Genomic DNA, 17261 nt, shown 5'->3' with positions numbered 1-17261 from the left:
CTATTCTATAGGTTCCATTTTAGTTTCACGTGAAACATTTTGTAGTCTTTTATAATACTTTTATAAAAATATTATTTCTTTTTTATTGTTATAGTAACTTGTATACTATCATCTAATTCCTTGGATCTATATTTAGCTTCCACCCCATATTTATCAAAAACTTGCTTTACAGTGTTAATATATATAGCTGGACTAAATGATCCTTTTATTCTCTTTTTACCATCTGATGCAACTTCAGTATGAGCTAATTTAAGTAATTCCCTATCTATAAGTTCTTCTGTTTTTTTAACATTTAGCCCATTTTTTATTACAATTTCTAATACTTCATTACGTAACTCATCAGTTGGTATTTTTAATAATGCTCTAGCATGTCTCTCTGTCAATTTATTGTCGATTATTGTACTAATTATTTTTTCATCTAACTTTAAAATTCTAAGCTTATTTGCTATTGTAGATTGCTTCTTACCTATAACCTCAGATAATTGCTCCTGAGTGTAAGAATGTACTTTAATTAAATTATGATATGCTAACGCTTCTTCATAGAAATTTAAATCTTCTCTTTGCAAATTTTCTAATAATGCAATTGCAGCAGAATCCTTATCATTAATATTAGCTATTATAGCTGGGACTTTTGATAATCCAGCTTCTTTAGCTGCTCTTAATCTTCTTTCTCCTGCGATTAGCTCATAATTATTCTCATCTATTTTCCTAACTGATAAAGGTTGAATTATCCCATAAACCTTTATTGATTGTGCAAGCTCTTGTATTGACTCTTCATCAAATACTTTTCTTGGCTGATAAAGGTTAGGACTTATTGAATCAACCGCTATATAATTAATAGTATTTTCCATTTTATACCATCCTTTTATGAAATTCCTTATCTTTAATTAAAATTCTATATTAATCTCAAAATTCCTCTTTATATTTAACAATTAATATAAATATTTCTAGAAATTTATTTTATAGGATTTTTATTTGCTGTTCCAGCTTTTCTTGGATACTTTTTTGGTGTATCTTTAATCTTTTTTATAACTAACAAATTATGTTTAAGATCACTACTTGCAATATTAACTTCTATTATTTCTTCAATATGCCCACCTAATACTTTAAGTGCTACTTTAGAATCTTTTATTTCATCTTCTATAGCTGGTCCTTTTAATGCTACAAAATATCCACCAACCTTTACGAAAGGTAAACACAACTCTAATAAAACCGTTAAATTTGCAACAGCTCTGGATACAGCTAAATCGAATTCTTCTCTGTATTCTGCCTTTTGTGCAAAGTCCTCTGCTCTACCATGAATTGTTTTAATATCTTTTAACTCTAATTTATCAATAACTTCATTTAAAAAATTTATTCTTTTATTTAAAGAATCTAAAAGCACCATAGAAGACTCGGGCTTTACTATTTTCATAGGAATCCCTGGAAACCCTCCTCCTGTTCCTATATCTATAATTTTCGTAGCTTCTTTTACATATGGATATTCAAATACTTTAATAGAATCAATGAAGTGCTTTTTTATAATTTCCTCATCTTCTGTTATTGCTGTTAAATTAATTTTTTCATTCCACTCTTTAATTAATGCCTTATATTCAATAAAGTTATTATACATTGTTTCATCAAAGATTAATCCTTCATTCTCACAAGCTTCTTTCAACATATCAAAATACTCCATTTTAATCCTCCGTATAATTAAGTTTTATATGTTTTAATAAAATTTTATGTATATATTTCTATTTTAAACTAATACCTACTAATTATAAACCTAAATAATTAGTAGGTACTAATAAATACTTATTTTTTTTATTCTTAAATATTATATATTAATTGTTTATTTTTAAGCTTCTTCTTCTTTGCTCAAGAAATATTAATAGAACATTTATATCTGCTGGAGATACTCCAGAAATTCTAGATGCTTGACCTATATTTACAGGTTTTATTGAATCTAATTTTTGAATAGCCTCTGTCCTTAATCCTTTAACTTCATTATAGTCTAAATCTTCTGGTATAAATTTATTTTCATATTTAGTAAATTGACTAATTTGTTCTAACTGCTTTGTTATATAGCCTTCATACTTAGATACTATATTAACTTGCTCCGTAACTTGTCTACTAAGTTCTTTTCTTTCCGGATCTAGACCCTTAATATTGTAATAATCTAATTCTGAACGTTTAATTAATTCATATAATGAAGTGGGTTTTTTTAGTTCTGCAGAACCCATTTTAAATAAAAATTCATTTACTTCTTTTTTACCTGTTATTTGAAGATTTTTCAATCTTTCTATTTCTGCATCTATATCCTCTTTTTTCTTAATGAACGCCTTATATCTTTCATCTTTAACTAATCCAATTTGATAACCAATTTCCGTTAACCTTAAATCAGCATTATCTTGTCTTAGTAAAAGTCTATATTCAGACCTTGAAGTCATCATTCTATAAGGTTCATTGGTTCCTTTTGTAACTAAATCATCTACTAAAACTCCTATATAAGCATCAGATCTTTTTAAAATTAAAGGCTCCTTTCCTTTAATTTTAAGAGATGCATTTATTCCTGCAAGAATTCCTTGTCCTGCTGCTTCTTCATAACCAGAACTTCCATTTACCTGTCCTGCTGAAAATAATCCATCTATATGCTTAAACTCTAATGATAATTTTAATTGTGTAGGATCTATGCAATCATATTCTATTGCATATCCAGTTCTCATTACCTCTACATTTTCAAGTCCTTCTATTGTTCTTAAAAACTCTAATTGTACATCCTCTGGAAGAGAACTACTCATCCCTTGAACATACATTTCTTCAGTACTTTCTCCTTCTGGTTCTATAAACAATTGATGTCTTTCTTTATCTCTAAATCTCATTACCTTATCTTCAATGGATGGACAATATCTTGGTCCTGTACTTTTTATCGATCCATTATAAAGTGGTGATCTATCTATATTTTTTAATATTACATCATGGGTTTTACTATTGGTATAAGTTAAATAACAAGATACCTGTGATCTTTGTATATCTCCACTCATAAACGAAAATGGAACTACATCTTTATCACCTTTTTGTTCTTCCATTTTGGAAAAATCTACTGATCTAGCATTAATTCTTGCTGGTGTTCCTGTCTTAAACCTTCTTAATGTAATCCCTAAATCTATTAATGATTTAGATAATTCATTAGCCGGAAATAATCCACTAGGTCCTTCATTTACCACTACTTCACCTATTATTACCTGCGATTTTAAATAAGTACCACTTGTTAAGATAACTGATTTACAATTAAAGTAAGCTCCATACTTAGTAAGAATACCTTTAACCACGTTGTTTGGTGCATCAATACTTACAACCTCAAGTTGTTTTAAATCTAAATTAGGCTCTGTCTCTATCACATGTTTCATTCTTTCAGAGTATCTTTTTTTATCTGCTTGAGCTCTAAGTGAATGAACTGCGGGACCTTTAGATATGTTAAGCATTCTAGACTGAATGTAAGTATCATCTATATTTCTTCCCATTTCTCCACCTAATGCATCAACTTCTCTAACTAAATGACCCTTTGCGGTACCCCCAATATTAGGGTTACACGGCATAAGCGCTAAACTATCAAGATTAAGTGTACACATTAAAGTTTTTAATCCCATTCTAGCCGTAGCTAAAGCAGCCTCACAACCAGCATGACCAGCTCCTACTACAACTACATCATAATCTCCTGCTAAGTATTTCATTATTTCACCTCTATTTACCTAGACAAAAATCTTTAAATATTTTGTCTATAATATTTTCTTCTAATGAATCTCCTGTAATCTCACCTAAAAATGTCCAAGCATTTCTAATATCAATAGACGCAAGGTCAATAGCAAAAGTATAATTTAAAGTATTTATAGCACTCTCAATACATTCATAAGCTCTTAAAAGAGCTTCTTTATGCCTCGTATTAGTTATTATAACATTGTTAGTACTAATTTCTCCTTTGAAGAACATATCTTTAATAGCTGTCCTAACCTCATCTATACCTTCACCTGTTTTAGCTGAAATATTATATATATTGGTACAATTAATATTTTCTAAATCTTTTTGAGTAATTTTACTATTTAAATCACTCTTGTTTAATAATATCATATATTTTTTATTACTTATATGATTAATAATTTCCTTATCTTCCTCAGTTAACTCATTACTAGAATCTAATATAAGAATAATTAAATCCGCATCATTAATTTTAGCTCTTGATCTCTCTACACCAATTTTCTCTACTACATCATCTGTTTCTCTTATTCCTGCAGTATCAATAATCTTTATAGGAATTCCAGAAATATTTATATATTCCTCTATAACATCTCTTGTAGTACCAGGTATATCTGTAACTATAGCTCTATTTTCTTTAGTTAATGCATTTAAAAGCGATGATTTTCCTACATTAGGCTTACCTACAATTACGGTACTTAATCCTTCTCTTAATATTTTTCCTTCTTCAGCAGTTTCTATAAACCCTTTTATTTCTTTTTTTATTATATCTAAATCCCTTATAGCCATTTCAGATGTTACTTCTTCTAAATCATCTTCTGGATAATCTACAGTAGCCTCTATATGTGCAATTGTTGATAATAATTTTTCTCTTAATCCTCGGATTTCCTTGGAAATTAATCCTTCACTTTGCATTAATGCTGACTTCATACTTAAATCAGTTTTAGCATTAATTATATCAATCACAGCTTCAGCCTGCGATAAATCTATTCTCCCATTTAAAAAAGCTCTTTTAGTAAATTCTCCTGGTTCAGCAAGCCTAACCCCTTGCTTTATAATCTGTTCTAAAACCTTATTTGTAGCAACTACCCCACCATGACAATTTATTTCTATAGTATCCTCTGCTGTAAAACTTCTAGGTCCCTTCATAAAAGAAACTATAACCTCATCAATGTGATTATTATTTTCATCTATTATATACCCATATTTCATGGTATAACTTTTCATATCTTTAATTGATTGACCATTTTTAGCTTGAAATATTTTCTCAACAACATCTTTAGCCTTGTCTCCAGAAATTCTTACAATGGCAATGCCACCTTCTCCTATACTTGTTGATATAGCACCTATTGTATCAAAATCCTTCATGTTAGTCCCTCCTTTTTTATATTACAACATAACTTAATATAAATTGTACCCACAAATCACTATTGTATCACACTATTTGAAAATATAAAAAGAAAGCCGCTAGGCTTTCTTTAATTCAATAACCACTCTTCTATAAGGCTCATCACCCTCACTATGGGTAGTTACATATGCATTGTTTTGCAAAGTTGAATGAATAACTCTTCTTTCATATGGGTTCATAGGTTCTAATTTTAAAGTCTTTCCATTAATTCTTACCTTATCTCCCATTTTAAGTGCCAATTTTTTAAGTGTTTCCTGTCTGTTTTGTCTGTAATTAACAGTATCAAGAATTACTCTCTTGTATGTTTCATCATGATTCTTATTAACCACTAAGCTCAGTAAGTATTGAAGAGAGTCTAAAGTTTCTCCTCTATACCCTATTAATACTCCCATGTTAGGCCCTACTAAATTAATATTTATTTCATTATTTTCTTCTTTTACATGAATCTCAGCTTTTACATTCATAGCATTAAGAATCTCTCTTAAGAAATTTTTAGCATCACCTATATAATCTCTCTTTAGTGTCACCTTAACTTTTGCTGGCTTAACCCCTATTATATTTAAAAATCCTTTACTACCTTCTTCTAATACTTCTATGGTAACTTTTTCTTCTGTAACATTTAATTCTCTTAAGGCATTCTGTATAGCTTCTTCAGCAGTCCTACCAATTATTTCAATACTTTTCATGCTTTAGATACCGCCCTTCCAATAATAAAATGATTTTATTATGCCGATTTAGTACTAGGCTTTTTATAAATTTTATTTAATATTAAAGATTGTGCCATTTGGATTAAGTTTCCTACTGTCCAGTAAAGTACTAATGCTCCTGGAAATTGTAATGACATAAATCCAAAGAAAATTGACATACCAATATTCATCATATTAGTTTGTTTAGCTGCATCTCCAGTAGCAGGTTGCATAGCCTTACTAGAAAAATATGTTGTTAAACCTGAAACTATTGGTAATATCATTGTTGGATCTTTTTGTGCTAAATCTGGCATCCATAAAAATCCAGCTCCTTGATAATCTATTGATTTAAATACATAAAACAATGCTATCATAATTGGAAACTGAATAAGCATTGGTAAACATCCACCAAACATGGACACATTATTTTCTTTATATACTTTCATTATTTCAGTCTGCTGTCTTTGAGGATCGTTTTTATACTTTTCTTGAACCTTTTTAATTTCAGGCTGAATTGCACTCATTTTAGCCGTAGATTTAGTTTGCTTTAGCGATAATGGTAATAAACATATTCTTGCAAGCAATGTAAATATTATTATTGCAATACCGAATGATATGTTTGGATTTGTTGTAATTAACTGGACAAAATTATGAACTGATTTAAATACTTCTACAAATATACCAGATAAGTAATTCAAATTAACCCCTCCTAATACTTTCTATTTAACAGGGTCATATCCTCCCTTATGGTAAGGATGACACCGTAAAATTCTCTTAATAGCCATAAAACCTCCTTTGATTGCGCCATATTTTTCGATAGCTTGAATTGCATATATGGAACAGCTTGGTTCAAATATGCAACATGGCGCTTTCATAGGAGATATATATTTTCTATAACATTTAATTACTAATAGTAATATTTTTTTCAACATTATTAAGCCCTGATTTCTTAAATAAATATTTAACCGAGTTTTCAATTTCTTTATAACTCTTATCCTTTGAAGCACTTCTTGCAACAAAGACTAGATCATACCCCTGCTTTAATCCTTGTTTATTTAATCTAACACTTTCAATTATAAGCCTCTTTACTCTGCTACGAACTACACTCTTTCCTACTTTTTTACTTACAGATATTCCTACCCTATTAATTCCTTTATTGTTTTTGAATACGTATAACACTAATAAAGATGTAGATAAAGATTTCCCTCTTCTATATACTAATCTAAACTCAGGGTTTTTTCTTAGCCTTTCTTCTTTCATAGTTCTATGTTGCTCTCTTTCTTAATTACAGAAAAAGGCCACATTAGCGGCCCTTATGCTGTCAATTTTTTTCTTCCTTTTTGTCTTCTTCTCTTAAGAACAGTTCTTCCAGAAGCAGTACTCATTCTTTTTCTGAATCCATGCTCTTTCTTTCTGTGTCTTTTTTTAGGTTGGTAAGTCATGAACATGTGCTTGCACCCCCTTCATCTTATATGTCATTTATAGCAATTAAATTATCACTACTTTATAAGTTTCACTATTAGATTATAAATGTAAGTAACTCTTATGTCAAGATAACTATTTATAACATTTTCTAACATTATTAATATGTCATTTTTTTGTGTTTTTAAACACCCTTGTTAATAAAAGTTCCACAAAACTATTTTTTTTGTGGATAACTTATTGAATAGCATGCAATCTTTTGATATCATTATGTATGGATGTTGATAAGTTATTTTTCGAACAAGTTATACACAATCTGTTGATTATTCTGTGAATAACTCTTATTTTTTCTCTTTTTTTTGTGTTTTTACATGAAATGTTAATGTTTTTCACCACTTTTGCCTGTGTATAACTTATAATTATATATTGTTAGTAAGTATAATTTACTATTTATTAAAACACAAATTATAAACATGTGAATAAAAATTTTAACAATGGTAAACAACTTTATATGTATCTATTATTCTGTTGATACTCTTGTGGATTTTTATCTCTTTTCTATTATTAACTATAGATATAACTATTTTAAGAGGAGGATATAAAATGAACACCTATGTAAATGAAATTTGGGAAAAAGCCTTAGAAATACTTAAAGCTGAACTCACCGAAGTAAGTTTTAATACTTGGATAAAAAGTATTGACCCACTAAAAATGACTGATTCAACTATAACTCTTGGTGTTCGTAATGACTTCACTAAGGATATCCTAGAGAATAGATATAAAGACCTAATAAAAAATTCTATTCAAGCAGCATGCAATAAATCATACTCAATAAATTTTGTTATAAGCTCTGAGGAAGCTTCTGATTTAGATACATCAACCTCTAAGCATATAAATAACAAACATAATTTAATTGTAAATGATGAAATGTCAGCAATCCTAAATCCTAAATATACCTTTGATTCTTTCGTCATAGGAAATAGTAATAGGTTTGCTCATGCAGCTTCTTTAGCTGTAGCAGAGTCTCCAGCTAAGGCTTATAACCCTCTATTTATTTATGGAGGAGTTGGACTTGGAAAAACACACTTAATGCATGCTATTGGGAGTTACATACAGACAGTTAATTCAAAGTCTAAAGTTGTTTATGTTTCATCAGAAAAATTTACAAATGAGCTTATTAATTCTATTAAAGATGATAAAAATGTTGAATTTAGGAATAAATACAGAAATGTAGATGTACTTCTTATTGACGATATTCAATTTATAGCAGGTAAGGAATCTACTCAAGAAGAGTTCTTTCATACCTTTAATGCTCTGCATGATGCTAATAAACAAATAATCCTATCAAGCGATAGACCTCCCAAGGAAATTCCTACATTAGAAGACAGGTTAAGATCTAGATTTGAATGGGGACTTATAGCTGATATACAACCACCTGACTTTGAAACAAGAATTGCTATCCTAAAAAAGAAGGCTGATGTAGAAAATTTAAATATTCCTAATGAAGTTATGGTATATATAGCTACACAAATTAAATCTAATATAAGAGAACTAGAGGGTGCTCTTATAAGAATAGTTGCCTATTCTTCTTTAACAAATAAAGATATAAGTGTAGATTTAGCATCTGAAGCTCTAAAAGATATAATATCAAACAGGAATTCAAGGCAAGTTACTATTGAATTAATTCAAGATATAGTTTCTAGTTACTATAACTTAAAGGTAGATGACTTCAAATCTGCAAGAAGAACTAGAAATGTTGCTTTTCCAAGACAAATTGCTATGTACCTTTCAAGAAAGCTTACAGATACTTCTCTTCCCAAGATAGGTGAAGAATTTGGCGGTAGAGATCATACTACAGTAATTCATGCATATGAAAAAATTTCTCAGAATCTAAAGAAAGATGAAAGCCTTCAATCAGCTATAGCTGAATTAAGTAAAAGAATTAATCAAAAGTAATTAATAACATTTGTTATTAATAATTAAAAGATTTATTGTGGATTACTTTTCAAAAAAAATATATTCTTAATACTGTGGATAACTACTGAATTTCAAAATTAGTTTATCCACAATTTATTTTACACAGAAATTGTTGATATCATTGGCCTAGAAGTACTTATCAACAAATCAACAGCCCCTACTACTACTACTACTAAATATTATTTAATTATCTAAGCTATTTATAGTAATTTTATATGTGTATAAGGAGGAGGATTTTTTATGAAATTCTTAATAGAAAAAAGCTTATTACAAGAAGCAATTTCAGATGTTCAAAAAGCTATTACAGGTAAATCAACATTGCCTATACTTCAAGGTATATATATATCTGCAAAAGATGGATTATTAACGTTAATTGGATCTGATATAGAAGTTAGCATAGAAACAAAAATACCAGCCAATATTATAGAAGAAGGCGAAGTGGTTCTTGACTCTAAAATATTTGGCGAAATTATAAGGAAACTACCTAACGATATAGTTGAAATAACTGAAATCAATAGTAATGAGGTAGAACTAAAGTGCCAAAAATCTAATGTTCAATTAGTATACCTAAATCCAAAAGAATATCCAACGTTACCGAGCATAGAAGAAGATGTGGTGCTATCTGTATCTCAAAAAACTTTAAAAAATATGATAAAATCAACCATTTTTGCTATTGCTCAAGATGATACAAGACCTATATTGACAGGGGTATTACTTCAAGTTAAAGAAAATAAACTAAATATGGTTGCACTAGATGGATTTAGAGTAGCCTTAAAGAGTGAATCCATGGATTGTAAATCTAATAAGGAATCAGTAATACCAGGAAAAACACTTAATGAAGTTTCTAAAATTCTTAAAGATACTGATGATGTTGTGCAAATTACATTTACAAAGAATCACATATTATTTAATTTTGGAAATACTAAAGTCATCTCTAGATTATTAGAGGGGGATTTTATTAAATATGAATCTATCATTCCTAAGGAGCATAATTTAAAAGTTACGGTTAACAGAAATGAAATTTTAGGTTGTATAGAAAGAGCTTCACTTATGGCGAAGGATGGAAACACTAATCTTGTAAAATTTGATATTTCTGATGATACCCTAGTTGTAACATCGAATTCTCAATTGGGAAAGGCTAGAGAAGAAGTTCAAATAATATTGCAAGGAGAGGGAATAAAAATTGCATTTAATTCTAAATATTTAATTGATGTGTTTAAAACAATGGAAGAGGAAAATATAACCATGGAATTTACATCTACGGTTTCTCCTTGTGTAATAAGAAATCAAGATAGTGATAACAGTGTTTATTTATTACTTCCAGTAAGAGTTGCTAATAATAATTAGGATGTGAGAAATATATGGTAGAAATAAAAATAGATACAGAATTTATAAAGCTAGACTCATTTTTGAAGTTTACTGGAGCTACTACCTTAGGGTCAGAAGCTAAATTTTATATACAAAATGAAGATGTTAAGGTTAATGGTGAAGTGGAAGTAAGAAGAGGAAGAAAGCTATATATAGGTGATAAAATAGAATTTCAAGAAGAAGAATATATTATTGTATAAAACGTTAGGCTGATAAGTATTTCAGCCTTTTGAGTTTTATAGTTATTATAATTAAGAGATTCAGCTATATTTATATTTTTACAGTAATTTTCACACTTAGAATGTATATTATGATATAATTTTAGGTGGGTGTTTTTATGTATGTTAGATATTTGAATTTAATAAATTTTAGAAATTATAAAAATGTGGCCTTAGAATTATGTGATGGAACTAATGTTTTTCAAGGTGATAATGCTCAAGGAAAAACTAATATACTTGAGTCTCTATACTATTCGAGTGTTGGAAAATCACATAGAACTAATAAAGATAAAGAGCTTATATATTGGGACAGTAACGAGGCGTATATTAGTGCTTATGTGGTAAAAGAACGTTTAGATAAAAAAATAAATATAAAACTTTTTAAAGATGGGAAAAAAGCTATAAATATAAACTCAATAAAGATAACTAAGCTACAAGATATGGTAGGTGTTGTTAATGTAGTTATATTTTCACCAGAAGATTTAGATATTGTTAAGAATTCGCCATCATTTAGAAGGCGATTTTTAGATATTGAACTTTGCAAACTGGACAAAAAATACTACCATTATCTATCTTCGTATAAAAAAGTTTTAAATGAAAGAAACATTATATTAAAGAAATTTAGCGCTGACATAGATATGATAGATATATATGATATTAGATTAGCTGAATTTGGGAGTTACATAATAGCTCAAAGAATTAAGTATATAGAAAAATTAAATGAATTCTCTAAAAAAATTCACAACGATATAACTCAGGGAAGTGAGTTTATTAAATTTAATTATATAATGCAGCTTAAGGGTATTGATAATCTGCAAGAAGAGTTATATAACCTACTTAAAAGTAATAGAAAAAAAGACCTAGAGAAAAAAATTACATCTGTAGGACCACATAGAGATGATTTTTCTATATTTATAAATGATATAGATGTAAAGATATTTGGATCGCAAGGTCAGCAAAGAACTTCTGTTTTGACGATAAAATTTGCATCATTGCGAATAATAAAAGAATTAATAGGAGAATATCCATTGTTATTACTTGATGACGTATTGTCTGAATTAGATACAAAAAGGCAAGAATATATATTGAGATCTATAAATGGAATTCAAACCTTAATAACATGTACAGGAATTACAGGGATAAAAAAATATTTAAAAGGTAATAACATGAAAATATTCAATGTTGAAAAAGGAAGCGTACAAGAAATAATGTGATGGAGTTAGGGGGAATACTATGTTTTTACACTTAGGCGAAAGTATAGTTGTGCCAATTAAAGATATAATAGGTATTTTTGACATAGAATCTACTATGTATAGTCCAGACACTAGCCAGTTCATAAGGTTAGCAGAAGAGGATGGGTTTGTAGAACGTATAACTAGTGATAAACCTAAATCATTTATTATAGCTGAAGTAAACAAGAAGAGTAAGATTTATTTGTCACCTATATCATCATCTACTTTGTGTAAAAGGACTAATATGTCATACTGTGAACTTTAGGTTAAGTTAGGAGGATAGCTATGGTTAATAATGAAAAATATGATGAAAATCAGATACAAGTCCTTGAAGGACTTGAGGCAGTTAGAAAAAGGCCTGGTATGTATATTGGAAGTACTAGTATCAGAGGCCTACACCATTTAGTTTATGAGATTGTTGATAATAGTATAGATGAAGCATTAGCGGGCTTTTGTGAAAGTATACAAGTTATTATTCATAAAGATAACTCAGTTACAGTAATAGATGATGGAAGAGGAATGCCAGTAGGCATACACCCTAAAATGCATATACCTACGATTGAAGTTATAATGACAGTACTTCACGCTGGTGGAAAGTTTGGTGGCGGAGGATACAAGGTATCAGGAGGACTTCATGGGGTTGGAGCTTCTGTTGTTAATGCACTATCAGAGCTTTGTGAAGTTACAGTAAAAAGAGATGGGCATATATGGTATCAAAGTTTTTCAAGAGGTAAAACTGTTACACCTTTTGATAAAATCGGAAATACTGATGATCATGGAACAATAATTCACTTTATGCCGGATGAAGAAATATTTGAAAGTATTGAATTTGAATATGATACGCTATCTCAAAGATTAAGAGAGTTAGCATTTCTTAATAAAGGTATAAATATCAAAATTACAGATGAGAGATATGAGAAAGAAAATAAGTTTCATTATGAAGGTGGGATAAAATCCTTTGTAGAATACTTAAATAGAAATAAAGGGAAAATTCATAATGAACCAGTCTATATAGAAGGAATAAAAAATACAACTTCAGTAGAATTAGCATTTCAGTACAATGACACGTATAACGAGAATTTATTTTCCTTTGCAAATAATATAGATACAGTTGAAGGCGGAACTCACTTAGTAGGTTTTAAGACAGCATTAACTAGGGTTCTTAATGATTACGCTAAAAAATTTGGATTTTTAAAAGAAAATGATAAAAATCTAAGTGGAGAAGATGTTAGAGAAGGGTTAACTGCAGTTATATCTGTTAAGCTTACAGATCCTCAGTTTGAAGGTCAAACTAAGACTAAGCTTGGTAATAGTGAAGTAAGAGGAATAGTAGAATCAATAGTAGGAGATATTGTAAGTTCATTTTTAGAGGAAAATCCTACTGTAGGTAAAAGTATTATAGAGAAGGGCTTAAATGCAGCTAGAGCTAGGGAAGCAGCTAAAAAGGCACGTGAACTTACTAGAAGAAAATCAGTGCTTGAGAGTACAACTTTACCAGGGAAACTTGCTGATTGTTCTTCTAAAGATCCATCTGAATGTGAAATTTATATAGTTGAGGGAGATTCTGCGGGTGGTTCTGCTAAGCAAGGAAGAGATAGGCGATTCCAAGCCATACTTCCCCTTAGAGGAAAAATAATGAATATAGAAAAGCAAAGACTTGATAAAATATTAGCATCAGATTCTATAAGATCTATGATAACAGCTTTTGGAGCTGGAGTTGGTAAGGATTTTGATGTATCTAAGATTAGATATAATAAAATAATAATAATGACAGATGCTGATGTAGATGGAGCTCATATAAGAACTCTTCTACTTACATTCTATTATAGATACATGAGAGAGCTAATAGATGATGGTCATGTGTTTATTGCTCAGCCACCTCTTTATAAAGTTAAAAAAGGAAAATTTGAAAAATACACATATAGTGATAGTGAATTAGATATAGTAATTGAAGAATTAGGTGGAAAAGATAACAATACAGATATTCAAAGATATAAAGGTCTTGGAGAAATGAACCCAGAGCAATTATGGAGTACTACAATGGATCCAGCAACTAGAACTCTATTACAAGTAACTGTTGAAGATGCGATGGCAGCAGATGAGATATTTACTATTTTAATGGGTGACAAGGTAGAGCCACGTAGAGAATTTATACAAGAGAATGCTAAAAAAGTTAGCAACTTAGATATATAGCTTTATGCTATAGTGAAGGTAGGTGTAAATATGGACACTATGGATAAAATAATACCAATAGATATAAAACAAGAAATGAAAAAATCCTATATAGACTACGCTATGAGTGTTATTGTTGGAAGAGCGTTACCGGATGTTAGGGATGGATTGAAACCAGTTCATAGAAGAATTTTATACTCTATGCATGAGTTAGGGATAACTTACGAAAAAGGTTATAGAAAATGCGCCAGGATAGTTGGAGATGTACTAGGTAAATATCACCCACATGGTGACAGTTCAGTATATGATGCACTAGTTAGAATGGCACAGGATTTTTCAATAAGATATATGCTAGTAGATGGTCATGGAAACTTTGGATCCGTTGATGGGGATGGAGCTGCAGCTATGAGATATACAGAAGCTAAGATGAGTAAGATTACTAGTCAAATGCTTCGAGATATTAACAAAGAAACTGTAGATTTTACTCCAAACTTTGATGGTGAAGAAAGAGAACCTGTAGTTTTACCAGCAAGATTTCCAACGCTACTAGTAAATGGATCTTCAGGGATAGCAGTTGGTATGGCAACTAACATACCACCACACAATCTTACAGAAGTCATAAATGCTGTAATCATGCTTATAGATAATCCAGAAGCTACAACTGAGGATTTCATGACTGAGATTAAAGGACCAGACTTCCCAACAGGTGGAATAATTTTAGGTAGAAGTGGTATTAGAAGTGCTTATGAAACTGGTAGAGGAAGGATTCTAGTTAGATCAAAAGCTGAAATAGAAGAACATAATGGTAGAAATAGAATAATAGTTTCAGAGATACCATATATGGTTAACAAAGCAAACCTTATAGAATCTATAGCAAATCTAGTTAAGGAAAAGAAAATAGATGGTATATCTGATTTAAGAGATGAATCAGATAGAGATGGTATGAGAATTGTTATAGAATTAAAAAGAGATGCAAATGCAAATGTTGTTTTAAATAGACTTTATAAGCATACAAAAATGCAAGATACTTTTGGAGTTATCATGATTGCATTGGTTAATAATGAACCTAAAGTACTTAATTTAAAACAAATTTTAACTCATTACTTGAATCATCAAAAGGATGTAGTAAAAAGAAGGACTATCTTTGATTTAGATAAAGCTAATGCGAGAGCCCATATACTTGAAGGATTAAAAATTGCACTTGATAATATTGATGCAGTTATATCTCTAATTAGAGCATCTAAAACAACACAAGAAGCTAAAGATGGATTAATTGAGAAGTTTAATCTTTCAGAAAAGCAAGCACAAGCTATTTTAGATTTAAAATTGCAAAGATTAACAGGTCTGGAGAGAGATAAGATTGAAGATGAGTATAATGAATTAATGAAAACAATAGCTTATCTACAATCAATACTTAATAGTGAAGAGATTCTACTTAACATCATAAAAGATGAATTAGTTGAAATAAAGACAAAGTATGGCGATGATAGAAGAACTCTTATAGAAAAAAATCCTTATAGCTTTGAGGATGAAGATTTAATTGATGATGATGATATAGTAATAACATTAACCCATGGAGGATATATCAAGCGTCTACCAGCTGATACCTATAATGCTCAAAAAAGAGGTGGAAGAGGTATCCAAGGGATTACTACTAAGGAAGATGATTTTGTAGAGCATATTTTAATAACACCAACTTTAAATAATATACTATTCTTTACAAACAAAGGAAAGGTATATAAATTAAAGGGATATGAAATCCCTGAAGGTGGCAGAACTGCTAAGGGAACCAATATTGTTAATATGCTACCTCTAGATCCAGATGAAAATATACAAGCAGTTATGTCTATAAGAACCTTTGATAGTGATAATTATCTCTTAATGGGTACTAAATCAGGAATGGTTAAAAAGACATCATTAGATAAGTTTGAAAACATTAGGAAGAATGGACTTAATGCTATTAACTTAAAAGAAGATGACGAAATTGTTGGAGTTAGAATAACTAAAGGTGATGATGAAGTATTATTTGTCACTAAGTATGGATACTCTATAAGATTTAGTGAAAAAGAAGTTAGAAACATGGGAAGAACTACTACAGGGGTTAAGGCTATAACATTAAGAGATGATGATATAGCTGTATCAATGATAATAGCAAAACCAGACGAAGAACTTCTTGTAATTAGCGAAAAAGGATTTGGTAAACGAACAGCTATAGAAAACTACACACTTCAAAGAAGAGGTGGAAAAGGAATCAAGACTTATAAGATATCAGAAAAGACAGGTAACGTGGTTAGTGCTAGGGTAGTTAGAGATGTAGATGAAATTATGTTAATTAACAATAATGGTATAATAATAAGAATTAACGTTAGTGATATATCTACAACTAGTAGAAATGCTATGGGAGTTACTCTTATGAAAACCGGAGAAGATGTAAATATAGTAGCTGTTGCAAAAATTAACTATAATAGTGAAGAAGAAAAGAATGAGGATAAACAAATGTCTATAGATGGAATTGTAGACAATGAAAATAACTTATCAGAAAACTTAGATGAAAGTGATGACTTAGAAGAGAGTGATGAACTTGAAGAAAGTAATGATAAGACTTTAGAGTAAATTGATTAATTTATTATCAAATAGAAAAGGACTTTCTTAAAATGGAATTATCTATTTTAAGAAAGTCCTTTTCTTTTCTTTTGTTTTGTTTTGCAATATGTAAATTCATATATAGGTAAGATATCATATGTATATTATTAACTATTCAAATGATACAAACACATATCCAAGTGTATCAATACATGAATAGTTAAGGAAAATAATGAATTTTAAAGAAAAATAGTTATAAATTTAATTAATGATATTAAATTATAAATAATTTAATAAATAATCATGATAAGATATGTTTTGTCGCTGAGCGATACAATGACAATTAAACATCAAATCAAAATTAAAAGTTTTTGAAAAGTTGTTGACAATATAAAGTTTATGTAGTAAACTAAAAAAGTCGTTAATAGTAAGCGATAAATTAAATGGTCTTTGAAAATTAAAC

Annotated in this window: 16 protein-coding genes; 7 read left to right on the top strand and 9 right to left on the bottom strand. The window is 29.5% G+C overall.

Going from position 1 to position 17261, the window contains the following annotated elements; genetic code table 11:
- Positions 1 to 71 precede the first annotated feature (71 nt).
- From B2694_RS06780 to rpmH, 9 genes are all read right to left on the bottom strand, one after another.
- Positions 72 to 851 (bottom strand): ParB/RepB/Spo0J family partition protein, encoded by a 780-nt coding sequence (locus B2694_RS06780; protein ID WP_035135525.1) that lies wholly within the window; start codon positions 849 to 851, stop codon positions 72 to 74.
- A gap of 104 nt (positions 852 to 955) precedes the next feature.
- Positions 956 to 1675 (bottom strand): 16S rRNA (guanine(527)-N(7))-methyltransferase RsmG, encoded by a 720-nt coding sequence (gene rsmG, locus B2694_RS06775; RefSeq protein WP_346885094.1) that lies wholly within the window; start codon positions 1673 to 1675, stop codon positions 956 to 958.
- Between the two features lie 148 nt (positions 1676 to 1823).
- Positions 1824 to 3713 carry a tRNA uridine-5-carboxymethylaminomethyl(34) synthesis enzyme MnmG gene (gene mnmG / locus B2694_RS06770; RefSeq protein ID WP_346885093.1) on the bottom strand — a complete coding sequence of 630 codons (1890 nt, stop codon included), beginning with the start codon at positions 3711 to 3713 and terminating at the stop codon, positions 1824 to 1826.
- A 10-nt stretch (positions 3714 to 3723) separates the two neighbouring features.
- Positions 3724 to 5100 carry a tRNA uridine-5-carboxymethylaminomethyl(34) synthesis GTPase MnmE gene (gene mnmE / locus B2694_RS06765; protein WP_346885092.1) on the bottom strand — a complete coding sequence of 459 codons (1377 nt, stop codon included), beginning with the start codon at positions 5098 to 5100 and terminating at the stop codon, positions 3724 to 3726.
- Between the two features lie 99 nt (positions 5101 to 5199).
- Entirely contained in the window at positions 5200 to 5826 is a 627-nt protein-coding gene (jag, locus tag B2694_RS06760) for an RNA-binding cell elongation regulator Jag/EloR (RefSeq protein ID WP_346885091.1), read from the bottom strand.
- Positions 5827 to 5864: 38 nt separating this feature from the next.
- On the bottom strand, positions 5865 to 6524 hold the full coding sequence (gene yidC, locus B2694_RS06755; RefSeq protein ID WP_150844916.1) for a membrane protein insertase YidC: 660 nt from the start codon (positions 6522 to 6524) through the stop codon (positions 5865 to 5867).
- A gap of 21 nt (positions 6525 to 6545) precedes the next feature.
- Positions 6546 to 6758 carry a membrane protein insertion efficiency factor YidD gene (yidD, locus tag B2694_RS06750; RefSeq protein ID WP_414632258.1) on the bottom strand — a complete coding sequence of 71 codons (213 nt, stop codon included), beginning with the start codon at positions 6756 to 6758 and terminating at the stop codon, positions 6546 to 6548.
- Positions 6727 to 7086, bottom strand: a complete 360-nt coding sequence (rnpA, locus tag B2694_RS06745; protein WP_346885090.1) for a ribonuclease P protein component — start codon at positions 7084 to 7086, stop codon at positions 6727 to 6729. Before rnpA ends, yidD begins: the two co-directional genes overlap by 32 nt.
- 53 nt (positions 7087 to 7139) lie before the next feature.
- Complete coding sequence (gene rpmH, locus B2694_RS06740) at positions 7140 to 7274, bottom strand: 50S ribosomal protein L34 (RefSeq protein WP_035135513.1); 135 nt, start codon at positions 7272 to 7274, stop codon at positions 7140 to 7142.
- A 577-nt stretch (positions 7275 to 7851) separates the two neighbouring features.
- Between rpmH and dnaA the strand changes: the two genes are divergently transcribed.
- The 7 genes from dnaA to gyrA all read left to right on the top strand — a co-directional run bounded on the left by dnaA (position 7852) and on the right by gyrA (position 16828).
- Entirely contained in the window at positions 7852 to 9204 is a 1353-nt protein-coding gene (gene dnaA / locus B2694_RS06735; protein ID WP_346885089.1) for a chromosomal replication initiator protein DnaA, read from the top strand.
- Positions 9205 to 9465: 261 nt separating this feature from the next.
- Positions 9466 to 10572: a DNA polymerase III subunit beta gene (dnaN, locus tag B2694_RS06730; protein ID WP_035135509.1), complete on the top strand. Its 1107-nt coding sequence runs from the start codon at positions 9466 to 9468 to the stop codon at positions 10570 to 10572.
- A gap of 14 nt (positions 10573 to 10586) precedes the next feature.
- Positions 10587 to 10793 carry a S4 domain-containing protein YaaA gene (gene yaaA / locus B2694_RS06725; RefSeq protein WP_035135508.1) on the top strand — a complete coding sequence of 69 codons (207 nt, stop codon included), beginning with the start codon at positions 10587 to 10589 and terminating at the stop codon, positions 10791 to 10793.
- 137 nt (positions 10794 to 10930) lie between these two features.
- Positions 10931 to 12025, top strand: a complete 1095-nt coding sequence (gene recF, locus B2694_RS06720; RefSeq protein WP_346849159.1) for a DNA replication/repair protein RecF — start codon at positions 10931 to 10933, stop codon at positions 12023 to 12025.
- 19 nt (positions 12026 to 12044) lie between these two features.
- Entirely contained in the window at positions 12045 to 12308 is a 264-nt protein-coding gene (gene remB / locus B2694_RS06715; protein WP_035135503.1) for an extracellular matrix regulator RemB, read from the top strand.
- 20 nt (positions 12309 to 12328) lie between these two features.
- Entirely contained in the window at positions 12329 to 14236 is a 1908-nt protein-coding gene (gene gyrB / locus B2694_RS06710; protein ID WP_346879035.1) for a DNA topoisomerase (ATP-hydrolyzing) subunit B, read from the top strand.
- Between the two features lie 30 nt (positions 14237 to 14266).
- A complete protein-coding gene (gene gyrA, locus B2694_RS06705; RefSeq protein ID WP_346885088.1) occupies positions 14267 to 16828 on the top strand; it encodes a DNA gyrase subunit A in 2562 nt (853 codons plus the stop codon).
- Positions 16829 to 17261: the final 433 nt, after the last annotated feature.

Source organism: Clostridium sp. UBA4395 (assembly GCF_002390995.1).
Classification (GTDB): domain Bacteria; phylum Bacillota; class Clostridia; order Clostridiales; family Clostridiaceae; genus Clostridium_J; species Clostridium_J sulfidigenes.
This window is presented reverse-complemented; position numbering and strand designations above follow the sequence as displayed.

Bases quoted from the DNA above. Each gene is read 5' to 3' on its own strand.
- mnmE (WP_346885092.1), bottom strand. From the start codon at position 5,100: ATGAAGGATTTTGATACAATAGGTGCTATATCAACAAGTATAGGAGAA.
- B2694_RS06780 (WP_035135525.1), bottom strand. From the start codon at position 851: ATGGAAAATACTATTAATTATATAGCGGTTGATTCAATAAGTCCTAAC.
- mnmG (WP_346885093.1), bottom strand. From the start codon at position 3,713: ATGAAATACTTAGCAGGAGATTATGATGTAGTTGTAGTAGGAGCTGGT.
- jag (WP_346885091.1), bottom strand. From the start codon at position 5,826: ATGAAAAGTATTGAAATAATTGGTAGGACTGCTGAAGAAGCTATACAG.
- rsmG (WP_346885094.1), bottom strand. From the start codon at position 1,675: ATGGAGTATTTTGATATGTTGAAAGAAGCTTGTGAGAATGAAGGATTA.
- dnaA (WP_346885089.1), top strand. From the start codon at position 7,852: ATGAACACCTATGTAAATGAAATTTGGGAAAAAGCCTTAGAAATACTT.
- rnpA (WP_346885090.1), bottom strand. From the start codon at position 7,086: ATGAAAGAAGAAAGGCTAAGAAAAAACCCTGAGTTTAGATTAGTATAT.
- recF (WP_346849159.1), top strand. From the start codon at position 10,931: ATGTATGTTAGATATTTGAATTTAATAAATTTTAGAAATTATAAAAAT.
- gyrB (WP_346879035.1), top strand. From the start codon at position 12,329: ATGGTTAATAATGAAAAATATGATGAAAATCAGATACAAGTCCTTGAA.
- remB (WP_035135503.1), top strand. From the start codon at position 12,045: ATGTTTTTACACTTAGGCGAAAGTATAGTTGTGCCAATTAAAGATATA.
- gyrA (WP_346885088.1), top strand. From the start codon at position 14,267: ATGGACACTATGGATAAAATAATACCAATAGATATAAAACAAGAAATG.
- yaaA (WP_035135508.1), top strand. From the start codon at position 10,587: ATGGTAGAAATAAAAATAGATACAGAATTTATAAAGCTAGACTCATTT.
- dnaN (WP_035135509.1), top strand. From the start codon at position 9,466: ATGAAATTCTTAATAGAAAAAAGCTTATTACAAGAAGCAATTTCAGAT.
- yidD (WP_414632258.1), bottom strand. From the start codon at position 6,758: ATGTTGAAAAAAATATTACTATTAGTAATTAAATGTTATAGAAAATAT.
- rpmH (WP_035135513.1), bottom strand. From the start codon at position 7,274: ATGTTCATGACTTACCAACCTAAAAAAAGACACAGAAAGAAAGAGCAT.